This window comes from Klebsiella sp. K4 (assembly GCF_014596785.2).
GTDB lineage: Bacteria > Pseudomonadota > Gammaproteobacteria > Enterobacterales > Enterobacteriaceae > Klebsiella > Klebsiella pneumoniae.
This window is the reverse complement of record NZ_CP115021.1, coordinates 294,394-319,548: the sequence shown is the minus strand read 5'-3', so window position 1 is coordinate 319,548 and position 25,155 is coordinate 294,394. Positions and strand designations below refer to the sequence as shown.

Here is a 25,155-nt window from a genome sequence, read left to right as displayed (position 1 = left end):
TTATGGTTTTTGCATTTGTTGTGATGTTGTTTATTAGCGCATTATTTTGTTTATACCGATAGGAAAAGCATATGATAGCTAATCAACCGGGGACTGCCCGCGCTTTTGCAGCACACTATGCTAAACATACCGTCATTCTGAGGAATTTGAAACGACTAAATTGCGGGCTATGTAACAGATAAGTGACAAATAAAAAAACCGCGCCAGCATGAACCGGACGCGGTGCAAAACAGAGCCTGATTACCAGCCTGCGGGTAGGTAGCCCACCGCGGATGCTATCGCGTAGGCGGCGCTGCAAAGATACAACAACACAATGAAGCATTGGATAAGCGGATGGGTCATCCAGGCCGGACAAGTCCAGCCCGGGGTCAGATCGCCACGCTGGCGGGCGCCCTTGAGCATCAGGATCGGCATAATCGATAAAATGACGCCGCTGAACACCCCGGCAAAATAGAGCGCGTTGACGAAGGAGACCATGCCGCTATAGGCCAGTACGAACGGCGGGATCGCCACCACCAGCAGGACCATCAGGCGCCGGGCGGGCTGTTCGTCATTCCCCAGGCGGAACTGATCGAAGATATTGGTCAGGAAGCTGCCGCCCAGTCCCCAGTAGGAGGTCAGCATCGCGCACAGCGCAAACAGGTTGGCTGAGAAGAAGGCCCATTCGCCAAGCGCCCGCCCCCAGGAGATGGTGGCCACATCCGAGATATTGTCCAGACCGTTAAGCGAGATCACCGACAACGGCACCAGCGCCAGCAGGGTAAAGGTCAGCGCCATGCCGACCATGATGGCTTTAGGCAGTTTTTCCGGTTTGTCGGCGAAGCCCCGCGCCATCTCCGGCACGATATACTGTGCCGAGAAGCAGAATGCCACGACGTTGAAGACCGGAACCATATACAGCCAGTTGCCGTCGAGCAGATAGCCGACGCGGGTGGTCTCTTTCAACAGCGTGGCAATCACCAGCACCGAGATCATCACCACCATGCCGATGCTGATAAATTTCTCACCGCGGCCGATCGCCTTCAGCCCCAGGTAGAGTACCCCTGCCGCCGGAACGAAAAACAGCACGCTGCCCAGCGCCGGCGAGATGCCAAACAGGGAGTGCAGCAGCTTACCGCTGCCGGTCATATACGCCGTCAATGCCCCGACGCTATTGACGCAGACGGAGAGAAACATCATCAGCGCGCCAAAGCCGCCGACGTAGCGCTTCGATAATCCACTGAGCTGCAGATGTTTACGGGTGCGCAGCGTGGATTCCGCGACATAGAGCATGGTCACCGTGGTCAGGCTGCCCACCAGCACCAGCCAGAACAGCAGCGGTAAGAAGCCCGCTTTGCTCGACGCATAGGCGATAGAGAGGACACCCGCACCGATATTGGTACCGACAATCATCGATACCCCTTCGATGAAGCTCAGAGATTTTGCAGGGACAGCCGTACGTTCCCGGCCGGTGAGGACGGGAGAAAAGGTGGAGTTTTCAGACATAATACTTTCCGTTTTACTCCGGCGGTTTTCACCGCCGGAAAAAAGGTGATATCAGGGTGATAAACCACTCACGCTGAGCATAAACAGCCGGCTGCGGCATCCTGTTTCTGTTCGGCTTCCCTGCCGCCGCAGCCCGCCGGGGAGACGTTAGCTCTTCAGTACGCGCGCCAGAATATCCAGCGCTTTCGAGAACTGGGCATCCGGAATCGTCAGCGGATACAGGAAGCGGATCACGTTGCCGTAGACGCCACAGCTCAGCAGCAGCAGGCCGTTCTCCTGCGCTTTCTGTTGCACCTGGCGGGTGAATTCCGGCGACGGCTCGCCAGTTTGCGGATCGTTAAACTCCACTGCCACCATCGACCCCCGGCCGCGGACATCAACGATCGCCGGGCAGGTAGCGCGCGCCTGGTTGAGCACTTCCTGCAGATGGCTACCCAGCTGCTCAGCGCGCTGACACAGCTGCTCTTCGGCAATGACATCCAGCACCGCGTGCGCCGCGGCCACCGCCAGCGGGTTACCGGCATAGGTTCCGCCCAGCCCGCCAGGCGCTGGCGCATCCATCACTTCGGCGCGACCAACGACGCCCGACAGCGGGAAACCGCCGGCGAGGCTTTTCGCCATCGTCATCAGATCCGGTTTCACCTCATAGTGCTGCATGGCGAACAGCTTGCCGGTACGGGCGAAACCGGTTTGCACTTCATCGGCGATCAGCAGAATGCCGTGGGTATCGCACAGGTCGCGCAGCGCCTGCATAAAATCGGCCGGCGCGACGTTAAAGCCGCCTTCCCCCTGGATCGGCTCGAGGATGATGGCCGCGACCTGATCCGGCGCAATATCCGCTTTGAAAATGCGCTCCAGGCTTTTCAGCGCATCCGCGGTGGTCACGCCATGCGCCGCATTGGGGTAAACGCCGTGATACACCGAGCCCGGGAACGGCCCGAAGCCGATTTTGTAGGGCGCGACCTTACCGGTGAGGGCCATGGTCATAAAGGTACGGCCGTGGAAACCGCCGCCGAAGGTAATCAGCCCCGGACGACCGGTGTAAGCGCGGGCGATTTTCACCGCGTTCTCGACCGCTTCCGCGCCGGTGGTGAAGAAAGCCGTTTTTGCCGGCCCGTCAATTGGCGCCAGATCGTTGATACGCTCCGCCAGCGAAACATAGCTTTCGTACGGCACAATCTGATAGGCGGTGTGGGTGAACGCCTGCAGCTGCTCGGCTACCGCGGCGACCACTTTCGGATGGCGGTGACCGGTATTTAACACGGCGATCCCGGCGGCGAAATCGATCACCTCATTGCCTTCGATATCCCACAGCGTGGCGTTTTCCGCCTTCTCGACAAAGTAGTTACACATTACGCCTACGCCGCGCGGCGTCGCCTGCTGGCGACGTTGATTCAGTTCTGAGCTTTTCACCTGCGAATCTCCTGTCGTGTATGTCACGTTATCGCAACAAATTAGAAACGATGTCGTTTATTTACACAGGAGTTGGCCCTATAATCGAGTACCAATTTTGAATATCTGAGGGATCCAATTGCGTTCGCTGGTGGGTGACCTGGTGCTGGTCCGTCTGCAGGAAGAGCGGGATCCTCTTCTGCACAAACGCTTATATAACGCGCTGCGCCGCGCGATCCTCGACGGTTCGCTGGCGCCGCAAAGCCGTCTGCCGCCGTCGCGGGACCTGGCGGGCGAACTTGGCGTATCAAGAAACACCATATTAACAACTTATGAACAATTGCTGGCGGAAGGATATGTGGTTTCCCGTCGGGGAAGCGGAACATTCGTTGCCCAAACCGCCCCTGAGAGCTCATTGACGGCTAAAGGTCAGCAAGAAAACAGCAGTATCGCAGCACCGACGGCGCATCTTTCACGCCGAGGCCAGCATCTGCTCGGCCAGGTCAGCGCCAGCCCGCGCCAGTGGGGAGCGTTTATACCCGGCGTGCCGGACGTTAACGCCTTTCCCCACCCGCTGTTCAGTAAGATCCAGGCCCGCATCAGCCGTCGGCCCAAACCGGAGCGGCTCAGCTATAGCTGCAACGGCGGCACCCCGGAACTGCAGCAGGCGCTGGTGGATTATCTGCGCGTGTCGCGCGGCGTCCACTGTCAGTCAGATCAAATTCTTATCACCGAGGGGATCCACCAGGCGATCGATCTGGTCACCCGCATGCTGTGTGATAACGGCGATCTGGCGTGGGTGGAGGAGCCTTCCTACTGGGGGATCCGCCACGTGCTGGCGATGAACGACGTTCGGGCAGAGCCCCTGACCGTCGATGCCAACGGCCTGTGCCCGCCGGAGACGGTTGACGATGCGCCGAGGCTGATCTTCGTTACGCCTTCCCACCAGTATCCGCTGGGCGCGGTGATGAGCCTTGAGCGCCGCCAGCGCCTGCTGGCACTCGCCCGTCAGCAGGGGAGCTGGATCGTCGAAGATGATTATGACAGCGAGTTTCGCTTTTCCGGTCAGCCGATCCCCGCCCTGCAGGGTCTGGTCGCCGACGCCCCGGTGGTCTATATCGGCACCTTCAGCAAGACGCTCTATCCCGGCCTGCGCCTGGGCTACGTGGTGATCCCGCGGCCGCTGGTCAGCGACCTGAAGCACGCCCATGCTGAGCTTTACCGCGGCGGCCATTCGCTGATCCAGATGGCGCTGGCGGAGTTTATTACCGCCGGCCACTATTCGGCCCATATCCGCCGTATGCGGCTGCTCTACAGCCGTCGCCGGGCCTTTTTAACTGAGCTTATCCAGCGGCACTGTATGCCGTACGCCCTGTCTGACTTCAGCGATAATGCCGGGCTGCATTTGATCCTCAATTTGCCCGCAGAGGCTGACGATGTGGCGATCGCCAGAGAGGCCAATGCGCGGCACATTCTGGTGCGGCCGCTGTCGCGCTACTACCTGACGGCGGCGCGCAAGAAAGGATTACTGATGGGATTCGCCAGCCAGCCCGAAGAGCAGATGGCGTCGGCGTTCAGCGTCTTACTCGGCTGCCTGCAGACGCACTGCCCGCAGATGCTCCTGCTCCGGGAGGACGCAGAAAAACAAAACGCCCCAACCTGAGGCGGGGCGTTATCGGGGAGCCTGATATCAGGTATCAGGCAGGCGTGGCGTATCAGGCTTCGATAGCGGCACGCAGTTTTTTCATGGCGTTCTTTTCCAGCTGACGCACGCGCTCTGCGGAGACGCCGTAGCGGTCGGCCAGTTCCTGCAGCGTGGACTTGTTATCTTCGTCCAGCCAGCGGGCGCGGATGATGTCCTGGCTACGCTCGTCCAGGCCCTGCATCGCATCAGTCAGCTTATTCGCCGCCTGCTCTTCCCAGTTATCGTCTTCGATGCCGTCGGCAAAGTTAGACGTTTTGTCCTGCAGATACAGGACCGGCGCCATCGGCTGGCTGTCGGACTCATCGTCGGACGACATGTCGAAGGTCATGTCCTGGGCCGCCATACGGGATTCCATCTCGCGGACGTCTTTGCTCGACACGCCCAGCTCACGGGCCACCATTTCCACTTCATCCTGGTTGAACCAACCCAAACGCTGTTTGGTTTTACGCAGGTTAAAGAACAGCTTACGCTGTGCTTTGGTGGTAGCGACCTTCACAATACGCCAGTTGCGCAGCACGTATTCGTGAATTTCGGCTTTAATCCAGTGCACGGCGAAGGAGACCAGGCGCACACCCACTTCCGGGTTGAAGCGACGCACGGCTTTCATCAGGCCGATATTGCCTTCCTGGATCAGATCCGCCTGCGGCAGGCCATAGCCCGAGTAGTTACGAGCAATGTGAACAACAAAGCGCAGGTGAGACAGAATCAGCTTTTTCGCTGCTTCCAGATCGCCCTGGTAATGCAGCTTTTCAGCAAGCTCCCGCTCTTCATCAGCCGACAGCATCGGCCAAGTGTTAGCGGCCCGGATGTACGATTCCAGGTTACCAACGGGGGCTAAAGCTAAAGTTTGCATTTCTTTGGTCATTCAAATCCTCTCAATTGATATCTTCTGACGCGTTCTTGTCCCCATCAGGCAACAAGCATGCCAGCATTCATGAGCAACGAGAATATCACTCACATTAGTATCAGACAGTGATTTTATCCACAAGTTCCATGCAACGGTGTGAATAAATTACGCACAAAATGTGACACCACGATGAAAAAGTGAGGGCAGGAAAAGGGGAACAAGCTTGCGGTATCTTTCCCTGCGAACAGGAACTCATTGCAGCAGGGAAAGATTATATCACGCTTTTATTAATCGGGAGTAAAGTGACGTAAATGTTGCACTGTCGCCAGCCAGGCGGCTACCCACCCGATCATCGAGCAGACGATCAACATCAACAGACACTCGTCGAAGCCTAAGCCGCTCAGCTCAAACTGGGTGCCGAAGACTTTCGCCACTTCGGTCACCGCCGACGAGAGGCGCATTACCAGAATCTCCGACAGGATCAGCGATAAAAACGCGCCGGAAAAGCCCAGCATCGCTCCGCCGTAGAGGAACGGACGCAGGATAAAGCCGTCGGTGGCGCCGATAAGCTTCTGAACGTTAATGGTATCGCGGCGGGCGAAGATGCTCAGGCGCACGCTGTTGCCGATCACCAGGAACACCGCCGCCACCATCAGCACGCCGATCATCGCCGACACGCGTCCTACCAGCCCGGTGAGCGAGGAGAGACGGGCAAACCAACTGTCGTCCATCCGCACTTCATCGACGCCCTGGATCCGCGATACCCGATCGCGCAGGGTATTCAGCGCCTCGGTGCTCTGGAAATCCAGCTTCGGCACCACGATGGCGACCGCCGGCAGCGGGTTCTCCTCCAGCATATCCAGGGCGCCGCCAAAGCCAGACCAGTTACGGAACTCCCCCAGCGCCTCGTCACGGGACAAATAGTTTACCTTGTCGACGCCCTGCTCCGTCTGCAGCTGGCCCACCACCCGCGCCGCGGCATCGTCATCCAGCGTTTTTTCCAGATAAACGGTGATCTGCGGCGAGGGATAATACTGGGACGCCGCGCTGCTGACGTTTTTGTAGACCATGTAGCAGACGCTTGGCAGGGTCAACGAAATGGCGATGACCATGACCGTCAGGAAGGTCGCCAGCGGCGTGCTTTTTAGATCCTGCAGCGCGCCGTGCCAGGCATAGCGCACCTGCTCGTTGAATACGTTGCTCTTACGCGAGGCCGGGTTAGGCGCCGCTTTCGGCCGTTTTGGCGCATTGCGCCCGCCACCGCCGCCGCCCGCGGCGTTGCGCAGGCGATCAAACTTGCTGCCGAACTGGCGAATCTGGTTCATTGCGTCGCGCTTATTCACCCCGAATGCCTCCATGCAGATGGCCGTCGCTAAGCGTCAGCACGCGGTACGGACGACTGGAGATAAGCCCCAGATCGTGCGTGGCCATCAGTACCGTCACCCCGACGCGGTTAAACTCTTCAAACAGACGTAAAATCCCCTCCGAGAGCGCCTCGTCGAGGTTGCCGGTCGGTTCATCCGCCAGCAGCACCGCCGGCTTGTTGACCACCGCGCGAGCGATTCCCACGCGCTGCTGCTCACCGCCGGAGAGCTGAATGGGAAAATTCTTCGCTTTGTCCAGCAGGCCAACCTTGTCCAGCGCCGCCGAGACGCGACGACGAATATCATCGCCGCTGGCGCCGGCGATAATCAGCGGGATCGCCACGTTGTCATACACGGTACGATCCATCAGCAAATGGTGGTCCTGGAAAATCATACCGATCTGGCGGCGCAGGAACGGCACCTCACGGCTCTTCAGACGGCTGATTTCATGACCGCTGAAGAAGATTTTCCCGGCGCTGGGCCGTTCGATACCACAGATAAGCTTCAGCAGGGTACTCTTCCCTGCGCCGGAATGGCCGGTCAGAAACGCCATCTCGCCCGGCTGCAGGTGGAAGGTCACCCCCTGCAGCGCTTGTCTCCCACCGAGATAGGCTTTGCTGACTTGTTCAAAGCGAATCATTCTTAATCCTCTCGGGCAAAAAGTGCCTCAATAAAGTCGCCCGCATTAAACGGACGCAGATCCTCAATACGCTCGCCGACGCCAATATAGCGAATCGGAATGCCGAACTGATCGGCCACCGAGAAGATCACGCCGCCTTTGGCGGTACCGTCCAGCTTGGTCAGGGTGATCCCGGTCAAACCTACCGCCTCATGGAACAGTTTGGCCTGGCTAATAGCATTCTGCCCGGTGCTGGCGTCAATGGTTAACATCACCTCGTGCGGCGCGTCGACGTCCAGCTTTTTCATTACCCGGACAATCTTCTTCAGCTCTTCCATCAGGTGCGATTTATTCTGCAAACGCCCGGCGGTATCGGCAATCAGTACGTCAACATGGCGCGCCTTCGCCGCCTGAATGGCGTCGAAAATCACCGAGGCGGAGTCGGCGCCGGTGTGCTGGGCGATCACCGGGATATTATTACGCTGGCCCCAGACCTGCAGCTGTTCCACCGCCGCCGCACGGAAGGTATCCCCCGCCGCCAGCATCACCGACTTACCCTGCTGTTCAAACTGACGCGCCAGCTTGCCGATGGTAGTGGTTTTCCCCACACCGTTCACGCCGACCATCAGAATAACAAATGGCGTTTTGCCTTCAACGTTCAGCGGCTCGTCTACTTTGGCGAGAATCTCGCCCATCTCTTCTTTCAGCAGGCCGTACAGCGCTTCCGCATCGCGCAGCTGCTTACGGCTGGCGCCTTCCGTCAGGTTGGTAATGATCTTGCGGGTGGTTTCCACCCCGACGTCGGCGATCAGCAGCTGTTCTTCCAGCTCTTCAAACAGATCATCGTCGATCTTCTTACCGCGGAACAGGCTGATAAATCCGGAACCGAGATTTTGCTTCGTTTTCAGCAGGCTACGTTTGAGGCGGGCGAAGAAACCTTCTTTTGTCGGTTTTTCCTGCTCCTGAGCCAGCGCTTCAAGCGGCGCCTCGTCCTCGGGCGCCGGCACCACTACCGCCGCCTCTTCTGCCGCTTCGGCCGCCAGCGCCTGCGCTTCCAGCTCTTCATCGCTTAACGGCGCGTCCTCTTCGGGCGCTTCTGTCTCCTGCGGCTGGACATCGATGCCTTCCACAGGCTGCTCTGCTACGGCTTCCGCCACCACCGGTTCGGCGATAACCTCTTCCGCCAGCGGCTCAACCACCGCAGGCTGTTCAGGCGGTTCGCTGACCGCGGGCTCCGGTTCAACAACAGGCGTTTCTTCGGTCAGAGCAGGCGTTTCCACCCACTCTTCTTCCTGCGCGCTGGCAGGCTCCGCGAGGTGCGCTTTTTCGCTTTCGACCACCGTCTCGGTCACTTCGACGACGTCTTCGGCAAACGCCTCCGGGTCTGCTTTCGGCGCGCTCGGCTCAGCAGGGGGTTCAACCGCCGGTATCTCTTCGGCAACCGCTTGCTGTTCTTCTACTTTTTGCTCAGTCTCGGTTTCCTGTGCCTGTTCTTTCTGTCCAAAGCCCAGCCAGGAAAAGAAGCCACGTTTTTTCTCTTTTGCCATTTGCGACCACACTCCTCGCTGTTTATTCATGGCGCAGCTTCATCAGAAGCTGAAAAAATGATGAAATTAGTTGGATAGTCTATCACTTAACTTAACTCGCAGCACCGCCCCCGGATTAAGGTTTCGTCAACCGCCGTCGATCGCTAGAATAGCAGGCTGGAAGTTGAGACTTGAGCAGAGAGATGAAAAAACCAAACCACGCGGGCAGCGGTCAGATCCGCATCATCGGCGGGCAATGGCGCGGCCGTAAATTACCGGTGCCGGAGAGCCCGGGCCTGCGGCCGACCACCGACCGGGTTCGCGAAACCCTTTTTAACTGGCTGGCGCCGTCCATTGTTGACGCGCACTGCCTCGATTGCTTTGCCGGCAGCGGCGCGCTGGGGCTGGAAGCGCTGTCCCGCTATGCGGCCAGCACCACGCTGCTGGAGATGGAGCGCGGCGTAGCCCAGCAGCTGCAAAAAAATCTCGCCACCCTGAAAGCGGATCGCGGCAAGGTGATCACCACCAACACCCTCAGCTTCCTGAGCCAGCCGGGGACCCCGCACCAGATCGTGTTCGTCGACCCGCCGTTCCGTCAGGGGCTGCTGGAGGAGACGCTACGTCTGCTGGAGACACAAGGCTGGCTGGCCGATGAGGCCCTGGTGTACGTCGAAAGCGAAGTCGAAAACGGCTTACCGCCGGTGCCGGCTAACTGGCAATTGTATCGTGAAAAAGTGGCCGGACAGGTCGCCTACCGTCTTTACCAACGTGAGGCCCAAGGAGAGCACCATGCTGATTAATTTAGGCCGCCTGCTGATGCTGTGCGTCTGGGCCTTTCTGTTATTGAATCTGTTTCAGCCCTTCCCGAAGCCGCTGAATATCTTTGTCAACGTCGCGCTGATTTTCATGATCCTGATGCACGGTCTGCAGCTGACGCTGCTCAAGGCGACGCAGCCGAAAGAGGCGCCGCCGCTGAGCCGCTTTGAGCAAATCCGCATTTTTATTTTCGGCGTGTTTGAGCTCGTGGCCTGGCAGAAAAAACTGAAGGCGACGCTGAAAAAATAGTCCTGAAAAGGGCTCAGGGATCGGGCGTAAACGCCACGAACGCTGTGCCCTTATAACTCAACATTCCGCGATCGCCGACGCTCAGCGCGTGATATTGCGGCGCGTCAAGGCGAAACACCACCTCCAGCCCACCGTTTTCGGGGCGAAAGCTCGCTTCATAGCGCATCTCACTGCCTGCAGGCGTCACCGTCTGCTGCCGCGAGCGCCGATCGTTAATCACTTTTTCCCGTTTATTGCTGACGATAACCCGCTTTTGTAGCAACGGCGCGGCGTCATTCGCCTGTTTCTCACGGCGCTGCTGGACATAGCGAAACGAAGCCGCCACCACAATCACCGCGACGACCAGAACAAAAAAGAGGGGCATTTTACTCATTAGGGTTACCCATAAAAAATATCAGGAATCAGCATACTGCGTCGGGAATAACATTGTCATCTGCTACGCCAAACCACTACACTGAGTAGTAGCATCACGCATCCGTAACTTTCTTTATGATAACAGATACAGGGACTTACTATGCTTTGGTCATTTATTGCTGTCTGTTTCTCCGCATGGCTTTATGTCGATGCATCCTATCGTGGGCCGGCATGGCGACGCTGGGTTTTTAAACCTGTCACCCTGATTCTGTTGCTGTTACTGGCCTGGCAGGCGCCGATGTTCAATGCCATCAGCTATCTGGTGCTGGCTGGCCTGTGCGCCTCGCTACTCGGCGACGCCCTGACCCTGCTGCCGCGCCAGCGGGTGATGTACGCGGTGGGCGCTTTCTTCCTGTCACATCTGCTGTATACCATCTGGTTCGCCAGCCAGCTGACGCTGTCGTTCTTCTGGCCGCTGCCGCTGGTGCTGCTGGTATTCGGCGCCCTGCTAATGGCGGTGATCTGGAGTCGGCTGGAAGAGATGAAAATGCCGGTGCTGACCTTTATCGGAATGACGCTGGTAATGGTCTGGCTGGCCGGTGAGCTGTGGTTTGCCCGCCCCACCAACACCGCGCTGTCCGGTTTCGCCGGCGCAGCCCTGCTGCTGCTGAGCAATGCCGTGTGGCTGGTGAGCCACTATCGTCGCCGCTTCCGCGCCGATAACGCCATCGCCGCCGCGTTCTACTTTGCCGGCCACTTCCTGATCGTGCGCGCGCTGTACCTGTAATTTAGTCCTTGACTCTGGAGTCGACTCCAGAGTGTATCCTACGGCTAATGAGAAAATTATCATTTCCCGGAGGGTGCCATGTCGACTCCAGACGCGCAGGATAAAAAAGTTCCACAATTCTCGTCTTTCACCATGCGGCCAGCAACCGCCCCGGCGGAGAGCTGCTGTACAGATCACGCCTGCGCCACAGAGTCCGCCCCTGCCGCCGAAGCGCTTAGCGACGCCCGCTATAGCTGGCAAGTTGATGGCATGGACTGCGCCGCTTGCGCCCGCAAGGTGGAAACCGCGGTCCGTCAGGTGCCCGGGGTCAGTCAGGTCCAGGTGCTGTTCGCCACAGAAAAGCTGCTGGTTAACGCCGAGGGCGATGTCCGCGCTCAGGTTGAGAACGCGGTCCGCCAGGCGGGGTATACGCTGCGCGATGCCGATGCTCCCGCAGCAGAGCAAACCCGAGGGTCGCTGCTGCGCGACAATCTGCCGTTACTGACGCTGGTTATCATGATGGCCTTGAGCTGGGGGCTGGAGCAGGCCAACCACCCTGCCGGTCAGTTGGCCTTTATTGCCACCACCCTGGTTGGCCTGTGGCCGGTTGCCCGCCAGGCGCTGCGCCTGATCAAGAGCGGGAGCTGGTTCGCCATTGAAACGCTGATGAGCGTCGCCGCCATCGGGGCGCTGTTTATCGGCGCCACCGCGGAGGCGGCGATGGTCCTGCTGCTGTTCCTGATCGGCGAGCGTCTCGAAGGCTGGGCCGCCAGCCGCGCACGGCAGGGGGTGAGCGCGCTGATGGCGCTGAAGCCCGACACCGCCATCCGTCTGCGCAACGGCGTGCGGGAAACCGTCGCCCAGCGCGACCTGCGTCCCGGAGATGTGATTGAAGTGGCTGCCGGCGGGCGTCTGCCGGCGGATGGCCAGCTGCTGTCGCCGTTTGCCAGCTTTGATGAAAGCGCTCTGACCGGCGAGTCGGTGCCGGTGGAACGTCAGGCCGGGGAACGGGTAGCGGCGGGCGCCACCAGCGTCGACCGCCTGGTGCAGCTTACCGTGATATCCGAACCGGGCGACAGCGCCATCGACCGCATCCTGAAGCTGATTGAAGAGGCTGAGGAGCGTCGGGCGCCAATCGAGCGCTTCATCGACCGCTTCAGCCGGATCTACACCCCGGCCATTATGGTGGTGGCCTTGTTGGTCGCCATTGTCCCGCCGCTGTTCTTCGCCAGCGCCTGGCTACCGTGGATTTATAAAGGGCTGACGCTGCTGCTGATCGGCTGTCCGTGCGCGCTGGTCATCTCCACGCCGGCGGCCATCACCTCCGGCCTGGCGGTCGCCGCCCGCCGCGGGGCGCTAATCAAAGGCGGCGCGGCGCTGGAGCAGCTGGGCCAGGTGCGCCAGGTGGCGTTCGATAAAACCGGCACCCTGACCGTCGGCCAGCCGCAGGTGACTTCGGTTATTGCCACGGCCGAAGTTGACGACAACGCGCTGCTGGCGCTGGCGGCGGTGGTGGAGCAAGGCTCCAGCCACCCGCTGGCGCAGGCTATCGTCCGTGAAGCGCAGCGGCGTCAGCTGAGCATTCCGCTTGCCAGCGGCCAGCGGGCGCTGGCGGGCTCTGGTATCGAAGCCGAAGTCAACGGCAGCCGCATCCTGATCTGCGCCGCCAGCAAAGCCGCCCCGGCAGAGCATGAGGCGCAGATCCAGCAGCTGGAAAGCGCCGGGCAAACGGTAGTGCTGGTGATGCGCGGCGAGACGCTGCTCGGCATTCTGGCGCTGCGCGATACCCTGCGCGACGACGCGCGTCAGGCGGTGGATGCTTTGCATCAGTTGGGCGTTCAGGGGGTGATCCTTACCGGGGATAACCCGCGCGCCGCGGCGGCCATCGCCAGCGAACTGGGGCTGGAATTCCGCGCCGGTCTGCTACCGGCGGACAAGGTCAACGCGGTGATAGCGCTGAATGCCGACGCGCCGCTGGCGATGGTCGGCGACGGTATCAACGACGCGCCGGCGATGAAAGCGGCCACCATCGGCATCGCCATGGGCAGCGGAACCGACGTGGCGCTGGAGACGGCCGACGCCGCGCTGACCCATAACCGTCTGACCGGCCTGGCGCAGATGATTTCCCTGGCGCGCGCCACCCACGCCAATATCCGCCAGAACATCGCGATTGCCTTAGGGCTGAAGGGGATTTTCCTCGTCACCACCCTGCTCGGCCTGACCGGTCTGTGGCTGGCGGTGCTGGCGGATACCGGCGCCACCGTGCTGGTAACGGCTAACGCGCTGCGGTTATTGCGTAAGAAGTTGTAGCATCGATACCGGCTTCCCTGCTCGCGCTACGCTTAGCAGGGCTACGGTTCCAGACCGTCGGGTAGCCCGGATAAGGCGCTACGCGCCGCCATCCGGGAGAGGCTCAGTGGCTTTTGCGGATCAGGTAGCGGTACGGCAGGGCTTCGGTTTCCTGGGCCACCAGCTCATGCTCCATAAAGCGGCAGAATCCCGGGATATCGCGGGTGGTGGCCGGATCGTCAGCAATAATCAGCAGCGTCTCGCCCACCGGCATCGTCCGCACGGTTTTACGCACCATCATGACCGGCTCCGGGCAGCGGAGTCCCAGGGCATCCAGGGTGTGGTCAGGAGTGGAGAAAAGTTCGCTCATTTTAGTCTCACGTCAATAAAACGGCCCTAGTTTACCCCCTGCTCGCCAGTACGCAAGCCAGGTTAACGTTTGCGCGAAAAACAACCATTGCATTACGCCGGCAACGCAGTATCATGCAGCCGTTTTTAATTGGGTTCCCTCACCCCAACGTTCCGCTGCCGATTGCTCATTCACCTGAAGCATGACGGGCATAAAAAGGTCACAATATGAATCCGTTTACTACCGTACAGCGCAAAAAAGCGCTCGTCTGGCTTTCGCTATTTCATTTGCTGGTCATCACCTCCAGCAACTATCTGGTTCAGCTGCCGATCTCCATCTTTGGTTTCCATACCACCTGGGGCGCGTTTAGTTTTCCGTTTATTTTCCTCGCCACCGACCTGACGGTGCGAATTTTTGGCGCCCCGCTGGCGCGACGCATCATTTTCGCGGTGATGGTCCCGGCGCTGGCCATCTCTTACGGCATCTCCGCGCTGTTCTACATGGGCGAATGGCAGGGCTTTGCCGCGCTGGGCACCTTTAATCTCTTCGTCGCGCGCATCGCCGTCGCCAGCTTTATGGCCTATGCGCTGGGGCAGATCCTCGACGTTCACGTCTTTAACCGCCTGCGGCAGAGCCGCCGCTGGTGGTTGGCCCCTACCGCCTCGACGCTGTTCGGCAACATCAGCGATACCGTGGCGTTTTTCTTTATCGCTTTCTGGCGCAGCCCGGACCCGTTTATGGCCGCCCACTGGGGGGAAATCGCCCTCGTCGACTACAGCTTTAAAGTGCTTATCAGCATCATTTTCTTCCTGCCGATGTACGGCGTGCTGTTAAATATGCTGTTGAAAAGACTGGCGGATAAATCTGATTTGTCGGCATTACAGCCGAGTTAAAGGTACTCGCGGGCTGATGTGTTAAGATAGCCGGATGAGCCATTAGTGGCCGTTTATCGAAAGGAAGATGTCAATGCGCAATTTGGTTAAATATGTCGGTATTGGCCTGCTGGTGATGGGGCTTGCCGCCTGCGATAACAGCGATTCAAAAGCGCCAACCGTTGGCGCAGCAGCGGAGAGCAATGCCAGCGGCCAGGCAATCAGCCTGCTGGATGGCAAGCTGAGCTTCACCCTGCCTGCGGGCATGGCCGACCAGAGCGGCAAACTGGGTACCCAGGCGAACAATATGCACGTCTACTCTGACGCTACCGGCCAGAAAGCGGTCATCGTCATCGTCGGCGACAGCACCAATGAAGATCTGGCGGTGCTGGCGAAACGCCTGGAAGATCAGCAGCGCAGCCGCGACCCGCAGCTGCAGGTGGTGAGCAATAAACCGCTGGAGATTAAAGGCCATACCCTGCAGCAGCTGGACAGCATCATCTCCGCCAAGGGGCAGACCGCCTGGTCTTCCGTGATCCTCGGCAAAGTGGATGACAAGCTGCTGACCCTGCAGGTCACCCTGCCGGCGGATAACCAGCAGCAGGCGCAGACCGAAGCGGAAAGCATCATCAACACCCTCACCATCCAGTAATTACTGGCCTGGTGCGCTGGCCTCCGGTTCGCTAACCGGGGGCCGTTTTTTTAGCCGCCAGCCCAACAGCAGCGCCGCCATCACCAGCCCCGCCGCGGCGAGATAAATCATCGAGATCCCGGTCCACGCCATCAGCAATCCGGCCAGCGGCCCGCTGACGCCCAACGACAAATCCATAAACACGGTATAGGTCGCCAGCGCCGACCCCTGATTGTGCTGCGGCACCGCTTTCACCGCCACCACGCCCAGCGCCGGAAAGACCAGCGAAAAGCCAGCCCCGGTAAGGAAAGTACCGATTTTCGCCATCATCGGCGTATCGGCAAAGCCGACCAGCAGCAGGCCGATAGCCTCCACGCTAAAGCAGAGCATCGCCACGTTCAGCCCGCCGAGTCGGTTAATGGCGTTGGGAAACAGCAGCCGCGCGCCAACGAACGCGCAGCTGAATAATGTCAGCGCGAAAGCCGCGCCGTCCCAACCTTTGGCGTCATAAAATAGCGTGATAAAGGTGGCGATCACCCCAAAGCCGGCGGAGGCCAACGCCAGCGCCATGCCGTAGGGCCAGACGCGGCCGAGCACCGCGCGAAACGACATCGCTTTGCCTTTGGCAGCCTTCACCGCCGCGCGGGGCAGCGCGCAGAGGATAGCCACCAGCGCTACCGCCATAATGACCCCGGCCAGACCGCTGAGGCCAATGTGCGAATAGCACAGCACGCCGAGCGGCGCGCCCATCGCCATCGCCCCATAGGTCACAATCCCGTTCCACGAGATCACCCGCCCGATATGCAGCGAACCGACCACGCCGACGCCCCACAGCGTCGAGCCTGTGCCGGCGAAGCTCTGGCCGATACCAAGGATCACCCGTCCGAGGCATAGCAGCAGTAGGCTAATCAGTGGCCAGCCGCTGCCCCAGGCGGCCAGCAGATAGCTTAAACCGCTCAAAAAGCAGCCACCGAGGCCGAAGACGACAATCTTTTTGGGCCCCAGCAGGTCGGCATAGCGCCCGGCATGCGGGCGGCTGAGCAGCGTGGCGAAATATTGCAGGCTAATCACCAGCCCGGCCCAGAAAGCGCTAAAGCCCATGACATCATGAACATAGCCGGGCAGCACCGCCAGCGGCAGGCCGATGGTGAGGTAGCTGGCAAAGTTAAAGATAACGACAGAGACAATCCGCAGATTGAGGCGCAGTCCATTAAGCGCCGGTTCGGCGACGGGTTCGGGCATCAGGTTCCACCAGATTTCGACAACCAGCTTTCACTATTACCACGCTGTCGGCGGAAAAGCAGCCCTCCTTTCGGAATATTGGCAGTCGGCGAACCGCTACACTTATCTGGCGCGACTCATAAAAGGAATACCTATGTCCCCTCCGCAGGCTGATAAAGCCGGGCTTCATATTTTACTTAAGCTGGCGGCGCTGGTGATTATCCTCGCCGGGATCCACGCCGCCGCCGATATCCTGGTGCAGCTGCTGCTGGCGCTGTTTTTCGCTATTGTTCTCAACCCGCTGGTCACCTGGTTCATTCGCCGCGGGGTGCGGCGTCCGTTCGCCATTACCCTGGTGGTGACGGCGATGCTGGTGATGCTCACCGCGCTGCTCGGCGTGCTGGCGGCGTCGCTCAATGACTTTGTCGCCATGCTGCCCGATTTCAACCGCGCCCTGACGCGCAAGATCCTCCAGCTCCAGGAGTATCTCCCCTTCCTTAATCTGCATATCAATCCGGAGCGGATGCTGCGGCGCATGGATTCAGAACGGCTGATGACCTGGGCCACGACGCTGATGACCCAGCTTTCCGGGGCGATGGCCAGCATCGTGCTGCTGGTGATGACGGTGATCTTTATGCTGTTTGAGGTTCGCCACCTGCCCTACAAACTGCGTTTTGCCCTCAATAACCCGCGCCTGCATATCGCCGGATTGCACCGGGCGCTGAAAGGCGTCACCCATTATCTGGCGCTGAAGACGCTGATTAGCCTGTGGACCGGGCTGATTGTCTGGCTGGGGCTGCTGGCGATGGGGGTACAGTTCGCCCTGATGTGGGGGGTGCTGGCGTTTTTGCTGAACTATGTGCCGAACATTGGCTCCGCCATCTCCGCTATCCCCCCCATGCTGCAGGCGCTGCTGTTCAGCGGCATCTATGAGTGCCTGTTGGTAGGGGCGCTGTTTCTGGTGGTGCATATGGTGCTGGGCAACATGGTGGAGCCGCGCATGATGGGCCACCGGCTGGGGATGTCGACCCTGGTGGTGTTCCTGTCGTTGTTGGTCTGGGGCTGGCTGCTGGGGCCGGTGGGAATGCTGCTCTCGGTGCCGTTAACCAGCGTCTGTAAAATCTGGATGGAAACCACCGTCGGGGGCAGCAAGCTGGCGATCCTGCTCGGCCCGGGCCGTCCCAAAAACCGGCTCCCCGGCTAGCGGCGTTTCACCGGCCAGAAGATGGTCAATACGCCGGCGACGATGATCGCCACGCCCAGCAGCGATTGCCAGTAGAACGGCTCATGCCAGCCGGGCAGCCAGATGGCGGCGGCCCATACGAGGATATAGCTCAGGCTCAGTAGCGCATACGCTTTCGACAGCGGCAGGCGATGGAGGGCAAAGTACCAGCAGACCATCGACAGCAGGTAGCCCAGCAGGCCGAAAAACAGGCCGAAAGTCCCGGGCTGGAAATGCAGCAGATGCTGGAGAAATGCCACAATATCGGTCAGCGGCGGCAAGGCCACCATGGCGCTGCGCAGCAGCAACTGCGCGGCGCTGACGAGGCCGACGCTGAGTAATGCCCAGAAAAAGCCCATCAGACGCTGGTCCCCAGAATGACAATGCCCACGACGATCAACCCGACGCCAAGCCAGTGGCGACGGGCGACCGGCTCATGCCAGATGCCCCAGCCCGCGAGGGTAACCCAGACGAAATTCAGACTCAGCATCGGATAGGCGATGCTGACCGGAATAGACTGCAGGACGCTCAGCCACAGCAGCATGCCGCAGCCCAGACATAACAGCGCCATCCCCAACCAGAAGAGTATATGGCGACTCCGCCGTCCGCGACGGGACGGGCGGGTCGCCTGTTTCTGGCAGAGCTGTCCGGCGCAGCTCAGCAGGCTGGCGCACACCAGACAGATCCAGACGCTCATTGCGGCAGGTACTGAAGGAAAACGACCCGGCCCAGCTCGTAGGCGTTATCCGGTTTCGGTAACGGTAAGTCGAGCATACTCTCTCCTTTATCCATCAACAGCACCAGCGAGACCGGCCCCTGCTGACGATGCGCGGCCAGCCAGTCGGCAAAACCGGCCTGGCTGACAAAGCTTCCCTGAGCATCCGGCCAGTCGAGACCGTACTTCAGCTCACCCTGTTTGTCGAACATAATAATATCGCTTCGCTTCAGCTCCCAGGCCAGGCCGCCGGCGATCCCAACGTTGTTGGTCAGGACGTAACGGCTGGGCTGCAGGGATTCGCTGACGATATCCACGAGGAACTGCGGCTGTTTGCTGTCGATAACCCGGTCCGGGATGGCGAAGCCCACCAGCAGCGCCAGGCCGAGCGGACAGAGCGCGGCGAGGCTCCAGCGGCGGCCAGAGTCTTTCATCGCCAGCCAGCCCATCAGCGCCCAGACGGCAAAAGCGATCGCCGCCAGCAGACATTTATACAGCTCAATCTTGGTCCACACCGGCCTATGCATGAAGCCCCACGGCGAGACCACCAGCACGGCGATCAGCCCCAGCAGGCCAACGCCCAGGTTGATCATCCCGTTGATGCGCAGCGCTTTTGCGCCGGTCTTTGCGGCCTCCAGCGCGTAGCGGGCCATCAGAATCGACAGCGGCGCAAAGCACGGCAGGATATAGGTCGGCAGTTTGCCTTTGGCGATACTGAAGAACAGGAACGGCATCGCCACCCAACCCAGCAGATACAGCGCGCCGCGGGCCTCATCGCGCTCAAGCCAGCCGCGCTTTAGCGCCCCCGGCAGCAGGGCCAGCCACGGCAGACTGCCGGCGATCAGGAACGGGATGTAGTACCAGAACGGCGCTTTGTGCTGGGCGTCTTTTTCAGCAAAACGCTGAATATGCTCGACCCAGAAGAAGTAGCGCCAGAAGTCCGGCTCGCGCTGAGCGATAGCCAGCCCCCAGGGCAGCACCACCAGCGTACAGACGATTACCGCCAGCCAGCCGTAGGTCAGCACTTCACGCCAGCGTTTACGGGCGATCACCCACGGCAGAACGCCCACCACCGGCACCGCCAGCGCCAGGAAGCCCTTGGTCATCACCCCCATCCCGCAGGCGACGCCCAGCAGCACGTAGCCCAGTATTTTGCCGCTGCGGCTGTGCGCCTGCGCCGCGCCCCAGAAGCTGCACATCGCCAGCGCCAGCCACAGGGTGATCATAGGGTCCAGCACCGCATAGGTGCCAATCGCATACACCAGCATCGCGGTGAGGAAGATAATCGGCGACAGGATAGCTACCCGCTTATCACGAAAGATCCGCCACGCCAGCCAGGCCACCAGCAGGGCGGTCATGGTGATGGCGAAGACCGACCCGAAGCGTACGCCGAAGTTATTATGGCCAAACAGCCACTGACCGATACTGTTGATCCAGTAACCGGCAATCGGTTTTTCGAAGTAGCGCAGGCCGAGAAAATGCGGTACCACCCAGTCGCCGGTGGCCAGCATTTCACGGCTGATCTCCGCGTAGCGGGTTTCGTCGGGTTGCCAAAGCAAACGGAAATTGAGCGGCAGCAGATAATACAGCGCAAACAGCGCAATCAGAGAGACGCCATAGCGAATGCTTTTCATCAAATACCCGAAGTCAGTAATTGTTCACGTCCGAGCCAGCCTTCCCGGCCAGCCAGTTCACCACGAACCACTTTGCCTGAGGGCAGCTCGCTAAAGTCAGCGGGCAGCAGCTGGCTCAGTGGGCAAAACTGAATTTCTTCTTCCGCCGCCATGGTCAGTAGTTCATTGAACTGATCGGCGTAGGCAATGCCTTCCACTTCAGCGTGAATGGTATAGACCGGCACGCCCGCATCGCGATGGATGCAGTCCAGCAGGTAGCGGTTAAAGCCGGCGATATCCACCGCCGTGCCCACCGCCTCGTCCCAGGTCGGCAACGTGACCGGGATCTGCACGGTACCAGAGACGCCGCTGCCGAGCTGGGGCAGAAACGGCCGCGTGCCGCGACAGTCGCTGTTGTAGAGAAAATCGAAGGATTCTTTGGCTTTAACCACCCGCTGATCGGCGCGCCAGCCGGCGACGGCCGAGCAGGTCACCGGCCGGCCGATGATGCGCTCGAGCTCCAGCAGGCCGCGCTCAACCTCCAGCGCCAGCCGTTCCTGCGGCCAGACGCCGCTCCACGCCTGCCAGCTGTAGTGGTCCCAGGCGTGCAGGCCGACTTCATGAGATTCGGCGGCGGCGCGGATCACCGCTTCGTTCCCTGCGCCGATGCGGCGCCCCGGCCAGGCGGTGCCGGCCAGCAGAATATCCCAGCCGTACAGCGAGGCGGCTCTGGAACGCAGCATCTTCCACAGAAACTTCGGTTTTACCAGGCGCCACAGGTGGCGCCCCATATTGTCCGGCCCGACGCTGAAGAAGAAGCTTGCCTGGATCCCATGCCGGCCCAGCAGCTCCAGCAGCCGCGGAACGCCGTCCCGCGTGCCGCGAAAGGTATCGACATCTATGCGTAAGCCGACCTGTTTCATGGATTTTTATCGTCCACCAGTTCAACCGTGCGCAGGAAGAAGTCCAGCGTGTGTTCGACCGTTTCTTCCATCTCCACCTTCGGCTCCCAGTTCAGGCAGCGTTTGGCGTTGCGGATGCTCGGCTTACGATGCTCAACGTCCTGGTAGCCCTTTCCGTAGTAATCGCTGCTTTCCACTTCACGGAAGCCGGCGAACGGCGGGAAGCGATCGCGCAGCGGATGACGTTCGAAGCAGGCGAGCAGCATTTCGGCCAGCTCTTTGATACTCGCTTCGTTATCCGGGTTGCCGATGTTAATGATCTGCCCGTCGCAGCGGCCGTCTTTGTTCTCGATGATGCGGAACAGCGCTTCGATACCGTCGCTGATGTCGGTGAAGCAGCGCTTCTGCTTGCCGCCTTCGATAAGCTTGATCGGCGACCCTTCCACCAGGTTGAGGATCAGCTGAGTGATGGCGCGGGAGCTACCGATACGCGCGGCATTAAGGTTATCCAGACGCGGCCCCATCCAGTTGAACGGACGGAACAGGGTGAACTTGAGGCCATTCTTATCGCCATAGGCCCAGATCACGCGATCCAGCAGCTGCTTGGAGACCGAGTAGATCCAGCGCTGTTTGTTGATCGGCCCCACCACCAGGTTGGAGCTATCTTCGTCGAAGTTTTTGTCGGTGCACATGCCGTACACTTCCGAGGTCGACGGGAAGATAATGCGCTTATTGTATTTCACGCAGTCGCGGATGATTTTCAGGTTCTCTTCGAAATCCAGCTCGAACACGCGCAGCGGGTTGCGGGTGTATTCGATAGGCGTGGCGATGGCCACCAGCGGCAGCACCACGTCGCATTTCTTAATGTGATACTCGATCCACTCAGAGTGAATACTGATATCGCCTTCCACAAAGTGGAAACGCGGACAGTCGAGAAAACGGCTGATGGCGTCGGAGCCGATATCCAGACCGTAAATCTCATAGTTGTCGTCCTGCAGCAGGCGCTCGGTCAGGTGGTTACCGATAAAGCCGTTGACGCCGAGGATCAGCACCCGGGTGCGACGCTTAATCGCCACCACCGGTTTGCTGCTGATCACCGCCCCGGACACCAGGCCCAGCGCCTGCGCCAGCTGAGCGCCCTGCATGTACACGCCGCGTTCGGTCTGGCCGGTGACAATCTCCAGCGCCCCGTCCTGGCACGCGACGATCAGCGGCGCAATGGAGAGCACGGTGCCCGGTTTAGCTGCTGGCAAATCGTGGCGAACGCGGGATTTCCAGACGATAAACTTGTTCGCTCCGGCGTAGCCGAAGGCGCCCGGCCACGGATCCGAGACCGCACGCACCAGATTGTGCAGGGTCTGCGCCGGCAGCTCCCAGTCCAGCCGGCCATCTTCCGGGGTACGACGCCCCACATAGGTTGCCTGGCTGTGATCCTGCGGACGCTCATCGGTGGTGCCGGCGAGGATCGCCGGCAGCGCCCGGCTCAGCAGCTCAGTGGCGGCAGCGCACAGCTTACGATGCAACGTCAGGGCGGCGTCATCCGCGCCAATCGCCACGGCCTGCTGGGCGACGATATCGCCAGCGTCTGCGCGGTTCACCATCCGGTGCAGGGTGACGCCGGTTTCGCTTTCGCCATTGACCAGCACCCAGTTCAGCGGCGCGCGGCCGCGATATTTTGGCAGCAGCGAACCGTGCAGGTTGAACGCCCCTTTCGGCGCCAGATTGAGGATCTCATCGCCCAGCAGGTTGCGATAGTAGAAGGAGAACAGCACGTCCGGCTTCATCTCGCGGATACGCTCAATCCACAGCGGATGGTTCACGTCTTCCGGCGCCCACACCGGAATACCCTGCTCGGCGGCAAGGCGCGCCACGGAGCCAAAGAAATGGTTTTCGCCAGGGTTATCCGGGTGGGTGAAAATAGCAGCGATATCATACCCGGCGTCCAGCAGGGACTGGATACCGGTGCAGCCCATATCGTGATAAGCGAAGACTACGGCTTTCATGAACGATCTTCCTCTTTAGATGCCGTTTCCGGCTGGCGAACAACACGTTGAATAAAGTAGCGGGGGCGGGCGCGCACGTCGTTATAGATGCGGCCGATATACTCCCCGAGCAGGCCCATACCGACAAACTGGGCGCCGATGAACATGAACAGCACGGCGAAGAGCATAAACACCCCTTCCGCCGCCCACTGTGGGCCGAAGGCCAGGCGCAGCACCACCAGCAGCAGGCCGAAGGCGAAGCCCAGCAGGGCAATCACGCTGCCGAAAATGCTGAGCAGACGCAGCGGCGTGGTGGTCAGACAGGTCACCAGGTCGTACATCAGGTTGATCAGGCGCATAAAGCTGTATTTGGAGTCGCCGAATTCGCGCTCGGCGTGCATCACCGGGATCTCCACCGCGCGCCGGGCGAAGGTATTCGCCAGGATCGGGATAAAGGTGCTGCGCTCATGGCAGTTGAGCATGGCGTCGATGATATGGCGGCGGTAAGCGCGCAGCATGCAGCCGTAGTCGCCCATCGCTTTGCCGGTGGTGCGCTGGATCAGGCGGTTGATCATCTTCGACGCGGTTTTACGGAAGATGCTGTCCTGACGGTTCTGGCGGACGGTGCCCACCACGTCGTAACCTTCATCAGCCTTCGCCACCAGCCGCGGGATCTCCTCCGGCGGGTTTTGCAGGTCGGCGTCGAGGGTAATAATCAGATCGCCGGTTACATGGCTGAAGCCGGCCATGATCGCCGAGTGCTGGCCGTAGTTACGGTTTAACAGCACGGCGACGACGTGGCTGCCTTCCGCCTCGGCGGCTTCGGTGAGCATGCGCGCGGAATCGTCGCTGCTGCCATCGTCGATCAACAGAATTTCATATTGCCGCCCCAGGGTGGCGCAGGCGGCATCCGTACGACGAAGCAGTTCCGGCAGGCTATCCTGTTCGTTATAAACCGGGATAACCACCGAGACCTTCTTCACGGGAGGGTAAGTAAGCATATCAACGTCCTGACAACTGGCGCAGTGCGGAGATAACGCGAGTGACATCGTCATCGGTCATATCCGGGAACAACGGGAGAGAGCAGATGCGGGCGCTGTTCCATTCGGTATTCGGCAGGGAAACCTCAGGGAAGCGCTCGCGGTAATATTTTTGCGTATGGGCCGCACGGAAGTGCAGGCCGGTGCCGATGCCCATCGCCTTCAGCTTTTCCATCAGCGCGTCGCGGCTGATGCCGCACGCGGCCTCATCGACGCGGATGATAAACAGATGCCAGGCGTGCTGGTGCTCCCAGGTCGGGACGCTCAGCGGTTTAAACGGCGTGTCCGCCAGCTCGCGCAGGTAGCGCTGGGCAATCTCGGTCCGGCGCTGATTGGCGTGGCTCAGTTTTTCCAGCTGGACCAGCGCCAGAGCGGCGTTGATATCGGCAAGGTTGTACTTGAAGCCCGGGGTGATCACCTCCGCCTGCGGCGCGCGGCCGTGGGTCTGGCGATCATAAGCGTCCACGCCCAGACCATGGAATTTCAGGCTACGGATGCGGGAAGCCAGCTCGTCGTCGTCGGTGACAATCAGCCCGCCTTCGGCGCAGGTCATGTTTTTGATCGCGTGGAACGAGAAAATGGCGGTCCCCTGCCAGCCCACGTGGCGGCCTTTATAATGAGTACCGGCCGCATGGGCGGCGTCTTCGATCACCGAAATGCCATGGCGCTCGCCCACCGCGCGAATGGCGTCGATGTCGGCTGGCGCGCCCGCGTAGTGCACGGGAATTATCGCTTTGGTACGCGAAGTGATCGCCGCTTCCACCGCGTCAGGGGTAATCATCAGATTGTCGTTATCGACATCGATCATCACCGGCGTGGCGCCCAGCAGGCAGATCATATTGAGAGTGGAGACCCAGGTCTGGGACGGCGTAATGACTTCATCGCCGGGGCCAATACCCAGCGCCATCAGGGTCACATGCATCCCGCCGGTCGCTGAACTGACGGCAATCGCATGACGGTTGCCGGTCAGCTGGCAGAATGCCGCTTCAAGTGCCTGATTCTTCGGCCCGGTGGTGATCCAGCCCGACGCTAAAACTTCACGCAGCGCAGCCAGCTCTGCGTCGCCCATCGACGGGCGCGAAAAAGGCAAAAAATCGCTCATCATCATCCTGTTCTGTAGATGACCCACGCACGAATCTGGGTCGTTAGAATAAAATATCCTGCGCCTGCGGACTTAAACGAAATTAAAATGAAGT

General features: G+C 60.1%; 24 protein-coding genes. 8 read left to right on the top strand and 16 right to left on the bottom strand.

From position 1 onward, the window contains the following. Positions 1 to 240: 240 nt before the first annotated feature. Both IB144_RS01485 and IB144_RS01480 read right to left on the bottom strand, forming a co-directional pair. Positions 241 to 1,485, bottom strand: a complete 1,245-nt coding sequence (locus tag IB144_RS01485; RefSeq protein WP_032104698.1) for an amino acid permease — start codon at positions 1,483 to 1,485, stop codon at positions 241 to 243. A 147-nt stretch (positions 1,486 to 1,632) separates the two neighbouring features. After that, positions 1,633 to 2,898 (bottom strand): 4-aminobutyrate--2-oxoglutarate transaminase, encoded by a 1,266-nt coding sequence (locus tag IB144_RS01480; protein ID WP_004188289.1) that lies wholly within the window; start codon positions 2,896 to 2,898, stop codon positions 1,633 to 1,635. A gap of 118 nt (positions 2,899 to 3,016) precedes the next feature. Between IB144_RS01480 and IB144_RS01475 the strand changes: the two genes are divergently transcribed. Further along, complete coding sequence (locus IB144_RS01475; RefSeq protein WP_004181476.1) at positions 3,017 to 4,540, top strand: PLP-dependent aminotransferase family protein; 1,524 nt, start codon at positions 3,017 to 3,019, stop codon at positions 4,538 to 4,540. Positions 4,541 to 4,592: 52 nt separating this feature from the next. Here the strand turns inward: IB144_RS01475 and rpoH are convergent, their stop codons facing one another. The 4 genes from rpoH to ftsY all read right to left on the bottom strand — a co-directional run bounded on the left by rpoH (position 4,593) and on the right by ftsY (position 8,959). Next, positions 4,593 to 5,447 carry an RNA polymerase sigma factor RpoH gene (gene rpoH / locus IB144_RS01470; RefSeq protein WP_002920815.1) on the bottom strand — a complete coding sequence of 285 codons (855 nt, stop codon included), beginning with the start codon at positions 5,445 to 5,447 and terminating at the stop codon, positions 4,593 to 4,595. Between the two features lie 269 nt (positions 5,448 to 5,716). Beyond that, positions 5,717 to 6,772 (bottom strand): permease-like cell division protein FtsX, encoded by a 1,056-nt coding sequence (gene ftsX / locus IB144_RS01465; protein ID WP_049116351.1) that lies wholly within the window; start codon positions 6,770 to 6,772, stop codon positions 5,717 to 5,719. Then, positions 6,765 to 7,433 carry a cell division ATP-binding protein FtsE gene (ftsE, locus tag IB144_RS01460; protein ID WP_002920817.1) on the bottom strand — a complete coding sequence of 223 codons (669 nt, stop codon included), beginning with the start codon at positions 7,431 to 7,433 and terminating at the stop codon, positions 6,765 to 6,767. The genes ftsX and ftsE overlap by 8 nt, the downstream gene beginning before the upstream one ends. 2 nt (positions 7,434 to 7,435) lie before the next feature. Beyond that, positions 7,436 to 8,959 carry a signal recognition particle-docking protein FtsY gene (gene ftsY, locus IB144_RS01455; RefSeq protein WP_048334496.1) on the bottom strand — a complete coding sequence of 508 codons (1,524 nt, stop codon included), beginning with the start codon at positions 8,957 to 8,959 and terminating at the stop codon, positions 7,436 to 7,438. 182 nt (positions 8,960 to 9,141) lie between these two features. On the opposite strand from ftsY, the gene rsmD reads away from it, so the two are divergent. Further along, positions 9,142 to 9,738 (top strand): 16S rRNA (guanine(966)-N(2))-methyltransferase, encoded by a 597-nt coding sequence (gene rsmD / locus IB144_RS01450; RefSeq protein WP_002920820.1) that lies wholly within the window; start codon positions 9,142 to 9,144, stop codon positions 9,736 to 9,738. Continuing rightward, positions 9,728 to 10,003, top strand: coding sequence for a DUF1145 family protein (locus IB144_RS01445; RefSeq protein ID WP_002920822.1), 276 nt, complete (start codon positions 9,728 to 9,730; stop codon positions 10,001 to 10,003). The genes rsmD and IB144_RS01445 overlap by 11 nt, the downstream gene beginning before the upstream one ends. Before the next feature lie 13 nt (positions 10,004 to 10,016). Here the strand turns inward: IB144_RS01445 and IB144_RS01440 are convergent, their stop codons facing one another. After that, positions 10,017 to 10,367: a DUF2500 domain-containing protein gene (locus IB144_RS01440; protein ID WP_004173989.1), complete on the bottom strand. Its 351-nt coding sequence runs from the start codon at positions 10,365 to 10,367 to the stop codon at positions 10,017 to 10,019. Positions 10,368 to 10,517: 150 nt separating this feature from the next. On the opposite strand from IB144_RS01440, the gene IB144_RS01435 reads away from it, so the two are divergent. Then, a complete protein-coding gene (locus tag IB144_RS01435; RefSeq protein ID WP_004173987.1) occupies positions 10,518 to 11,144 on the top strand; it encodes a lysoplasmalogenase in 627 nt (208 codons plus the stop codon). A 78-nt stretch (positions 11,145 to 11,222) separates the two neighbouring features. Further along, positions 11,223 to 13,433 carry a Zn(II)/Cd(II)/Pb(II) translocating P-type ATPase ZntA gene (gene zntA / locus IB144_RS01430; RefSeq protein WP_065888707.1) on the top strand — a complete coding sequence of 737 codons (2,211 nt, stop codon included), beginning with the start codon at positions 11,223 to 11,225 and terminating at the stop codon, positions 13,431 to 13,433. Between the two features lie 103 nt (positions 13,434 to 13,536). Here the strand turns inward: zntA and tusA are convergent, their stop codons facing one another. Next, a complete protein-coding gene (gene tusA / locus IB144_RS01425; protein WP_002920858.1) occupies positions 13,537 to 13,782 on the bottom strand; it encodes a sulfurtransferase TusA in 246 nt (81 codons plus the stop codon). A 206-nt stretch (positions 13,783 to 13,988) separates the two neighbouring features. Here tusA and IB144_RS01420 point away from each other — a divergent pair, with 206 nt between their 5' ends. Further along, positions 13,989 to 14,654: a 7-cyano-7-deazaguanine/7-aminomethyl-7-deazaguanine transporter gene (locus tag IB144_RS01420; protein WP_002920860.1), complete on the top strand. Its 666-nt coding sequence runs from the start codon at positions 13,989 to 13,991 to the stop codon at positions 14,652 to 14,654. A gap of 73 nt (positions 14,655 to 14,727) precedes the next feature. Further along, positions 14,728 to 15,285 (top strand): DcrB family lipoprotein, encoded by a 558-nt coding sequence (locus IB144_RS01415; protein WP_002920861.1) that lies wholly within the window; start codon positions 14,728 to 14,730, stop codon positions 15,283 to 15,285. Here the strand turns inward: IB144_RS01415 and IB144_RS01410 are convergent, their stop codons facing one another. Next, positions 15,286 to 16,506 (bottom strand): MFS transporter, encoded by a 1,221-nt coding sequence (locus IB144_RS01410; protein WP_004173981.1) that lies wholly within the window; start codon positions 16,504 to 16,506, stop codon positions 15,286 to 15,288. A gap of 133 nt (positions 16,507 to 16,639) precedes the next feature. Between IB144_RS01410 and IB144_RS01405 the strand changes: the two genes are divergently transcribed. Beyond that, positions 16,640 to 17,689, top strand: coding sequence for an AI-2E family transporter (locus tag IB144_RS01405; protein ID WP_032437355.1), 1,050 nt, complete (start codon positions 16,640 to 16,642; stop codon positions 17,687 to 17,689). Here IB144_RS01405 and arnF read toward each other — a convergent pair. From arnF to arnB, 7 genes are read right to left on the bottom strand one after another with little or no spacing between them, the layout of a single operon-like run. After that, positions 17,686 to 18,066 carry a 4-amino-4-deoxy-L-arabinose-phosphoundecaprenol flippase subunit ArnF gene (arnF, locus tag IB144_RS01400; protein ID WP_002920863.1) on the bottom strand — a complete coding sequence of 127 codons (381 nt, stop codon included), beginning with the start codon at positions 18,064 to 18,066 and terminating at the stop codon, positions 17,686 to 17,688. The genes IB144_RS01405 and arnF overlap by 4 nt on opposite strands. Beyond that, positions 18,066 to 18,404 (bottom strand): 4-amino-4-deoxy-L-arabinose-phosphoundecaprenol flippase subunit ArnE, encoded by a 339-nt coding sequence (gene arnE / locus IB144_RS01395; RefSeq protein WP_002920864.1) that lies wholly within the window; start codon positions 18,402 to 18,404, stop codon positions 18,066 to 18,068. The genes arnF and arnE overlap by 1 nt, the downstream gene beginning before the upstream one ends. Beyond that, the gene (gene arnT / locus IB144_RS01390; RefSeq protein WP_004211560.1) at positions 18,401 to 20,056 is read right to left on the bottom strand and encodes a lipid IV(A) 4-amino-4-deoxy-L-arabinosyltransferase; all 1,656 of its coding nucleotides are present in this window, start codon (positions 20,054 to 20,056) and stop codon (positions 18,401 to 18,403) included. The genes arnE and arnT overlap by 4 nt, the downstream gene beginning before the upstream one ends. Beyond that, positions 20,056 to 20,958: a 4-deoxy-4-formamido-L-arabinose-phosphoundecaprenol deformylase gene (gene arnD / locus IB144_RS01385; RefSeq protein WP_009308746.1), complete on the bottom strand. Its 903-nt coding sequence runs from the start codon at positions 20,956 to 20,958 to the stop codon at positions 20,056 to 20,058. The genes arnT and arnD overlap by 1 nt, the downstream gene beginning before the upstream one ends. Further along, positions 20,955 to 22,940, bottom strand: coding sequence for a bifunctional UDP-4-amino-4-deoxy-L-arabinose formyltransferase/UDP-glucuronic acid oxidase ArnA (arnA, locus tag IB144_RS01380; protein WP_002921032.1), 1,986 nt, complete (start codon positions 22,938 to 22,940; stop codon positions 20,955 to 20,957). The genes arnD and arnA overlap by 4 nt, the downstream gene beginning before the upstream one ends. Beyond that, entirely contained in the window at positions 22,937 to 23,920 is a 984-nt protein-coding gene (gene arnC, locus IB144_RS01375; protein WP_002921035.1) for an undecaprenyl-phosphate 4-deoxy-4-formamido-L-arabinose transferase, read from the bottom strand. Before arnC ends, arnA begins: the two co-directional genes overlap by 4 nt. A gap of 1 nt (position 23,921) precedes the next feature. After that, entirely contained in the window at positions 23,922 to 25,061 is a 1,140-nt protein-coding gene (gene arnB / locus IB144_RS01370; RefSeq protein WP_032437360.1) for a UDP-4-amino-4-deoxy-L-arabinose aminotransferase, read from the bottom strand. Positions 25,062 to 25,155: the final 94 nt, after the last annotated feature.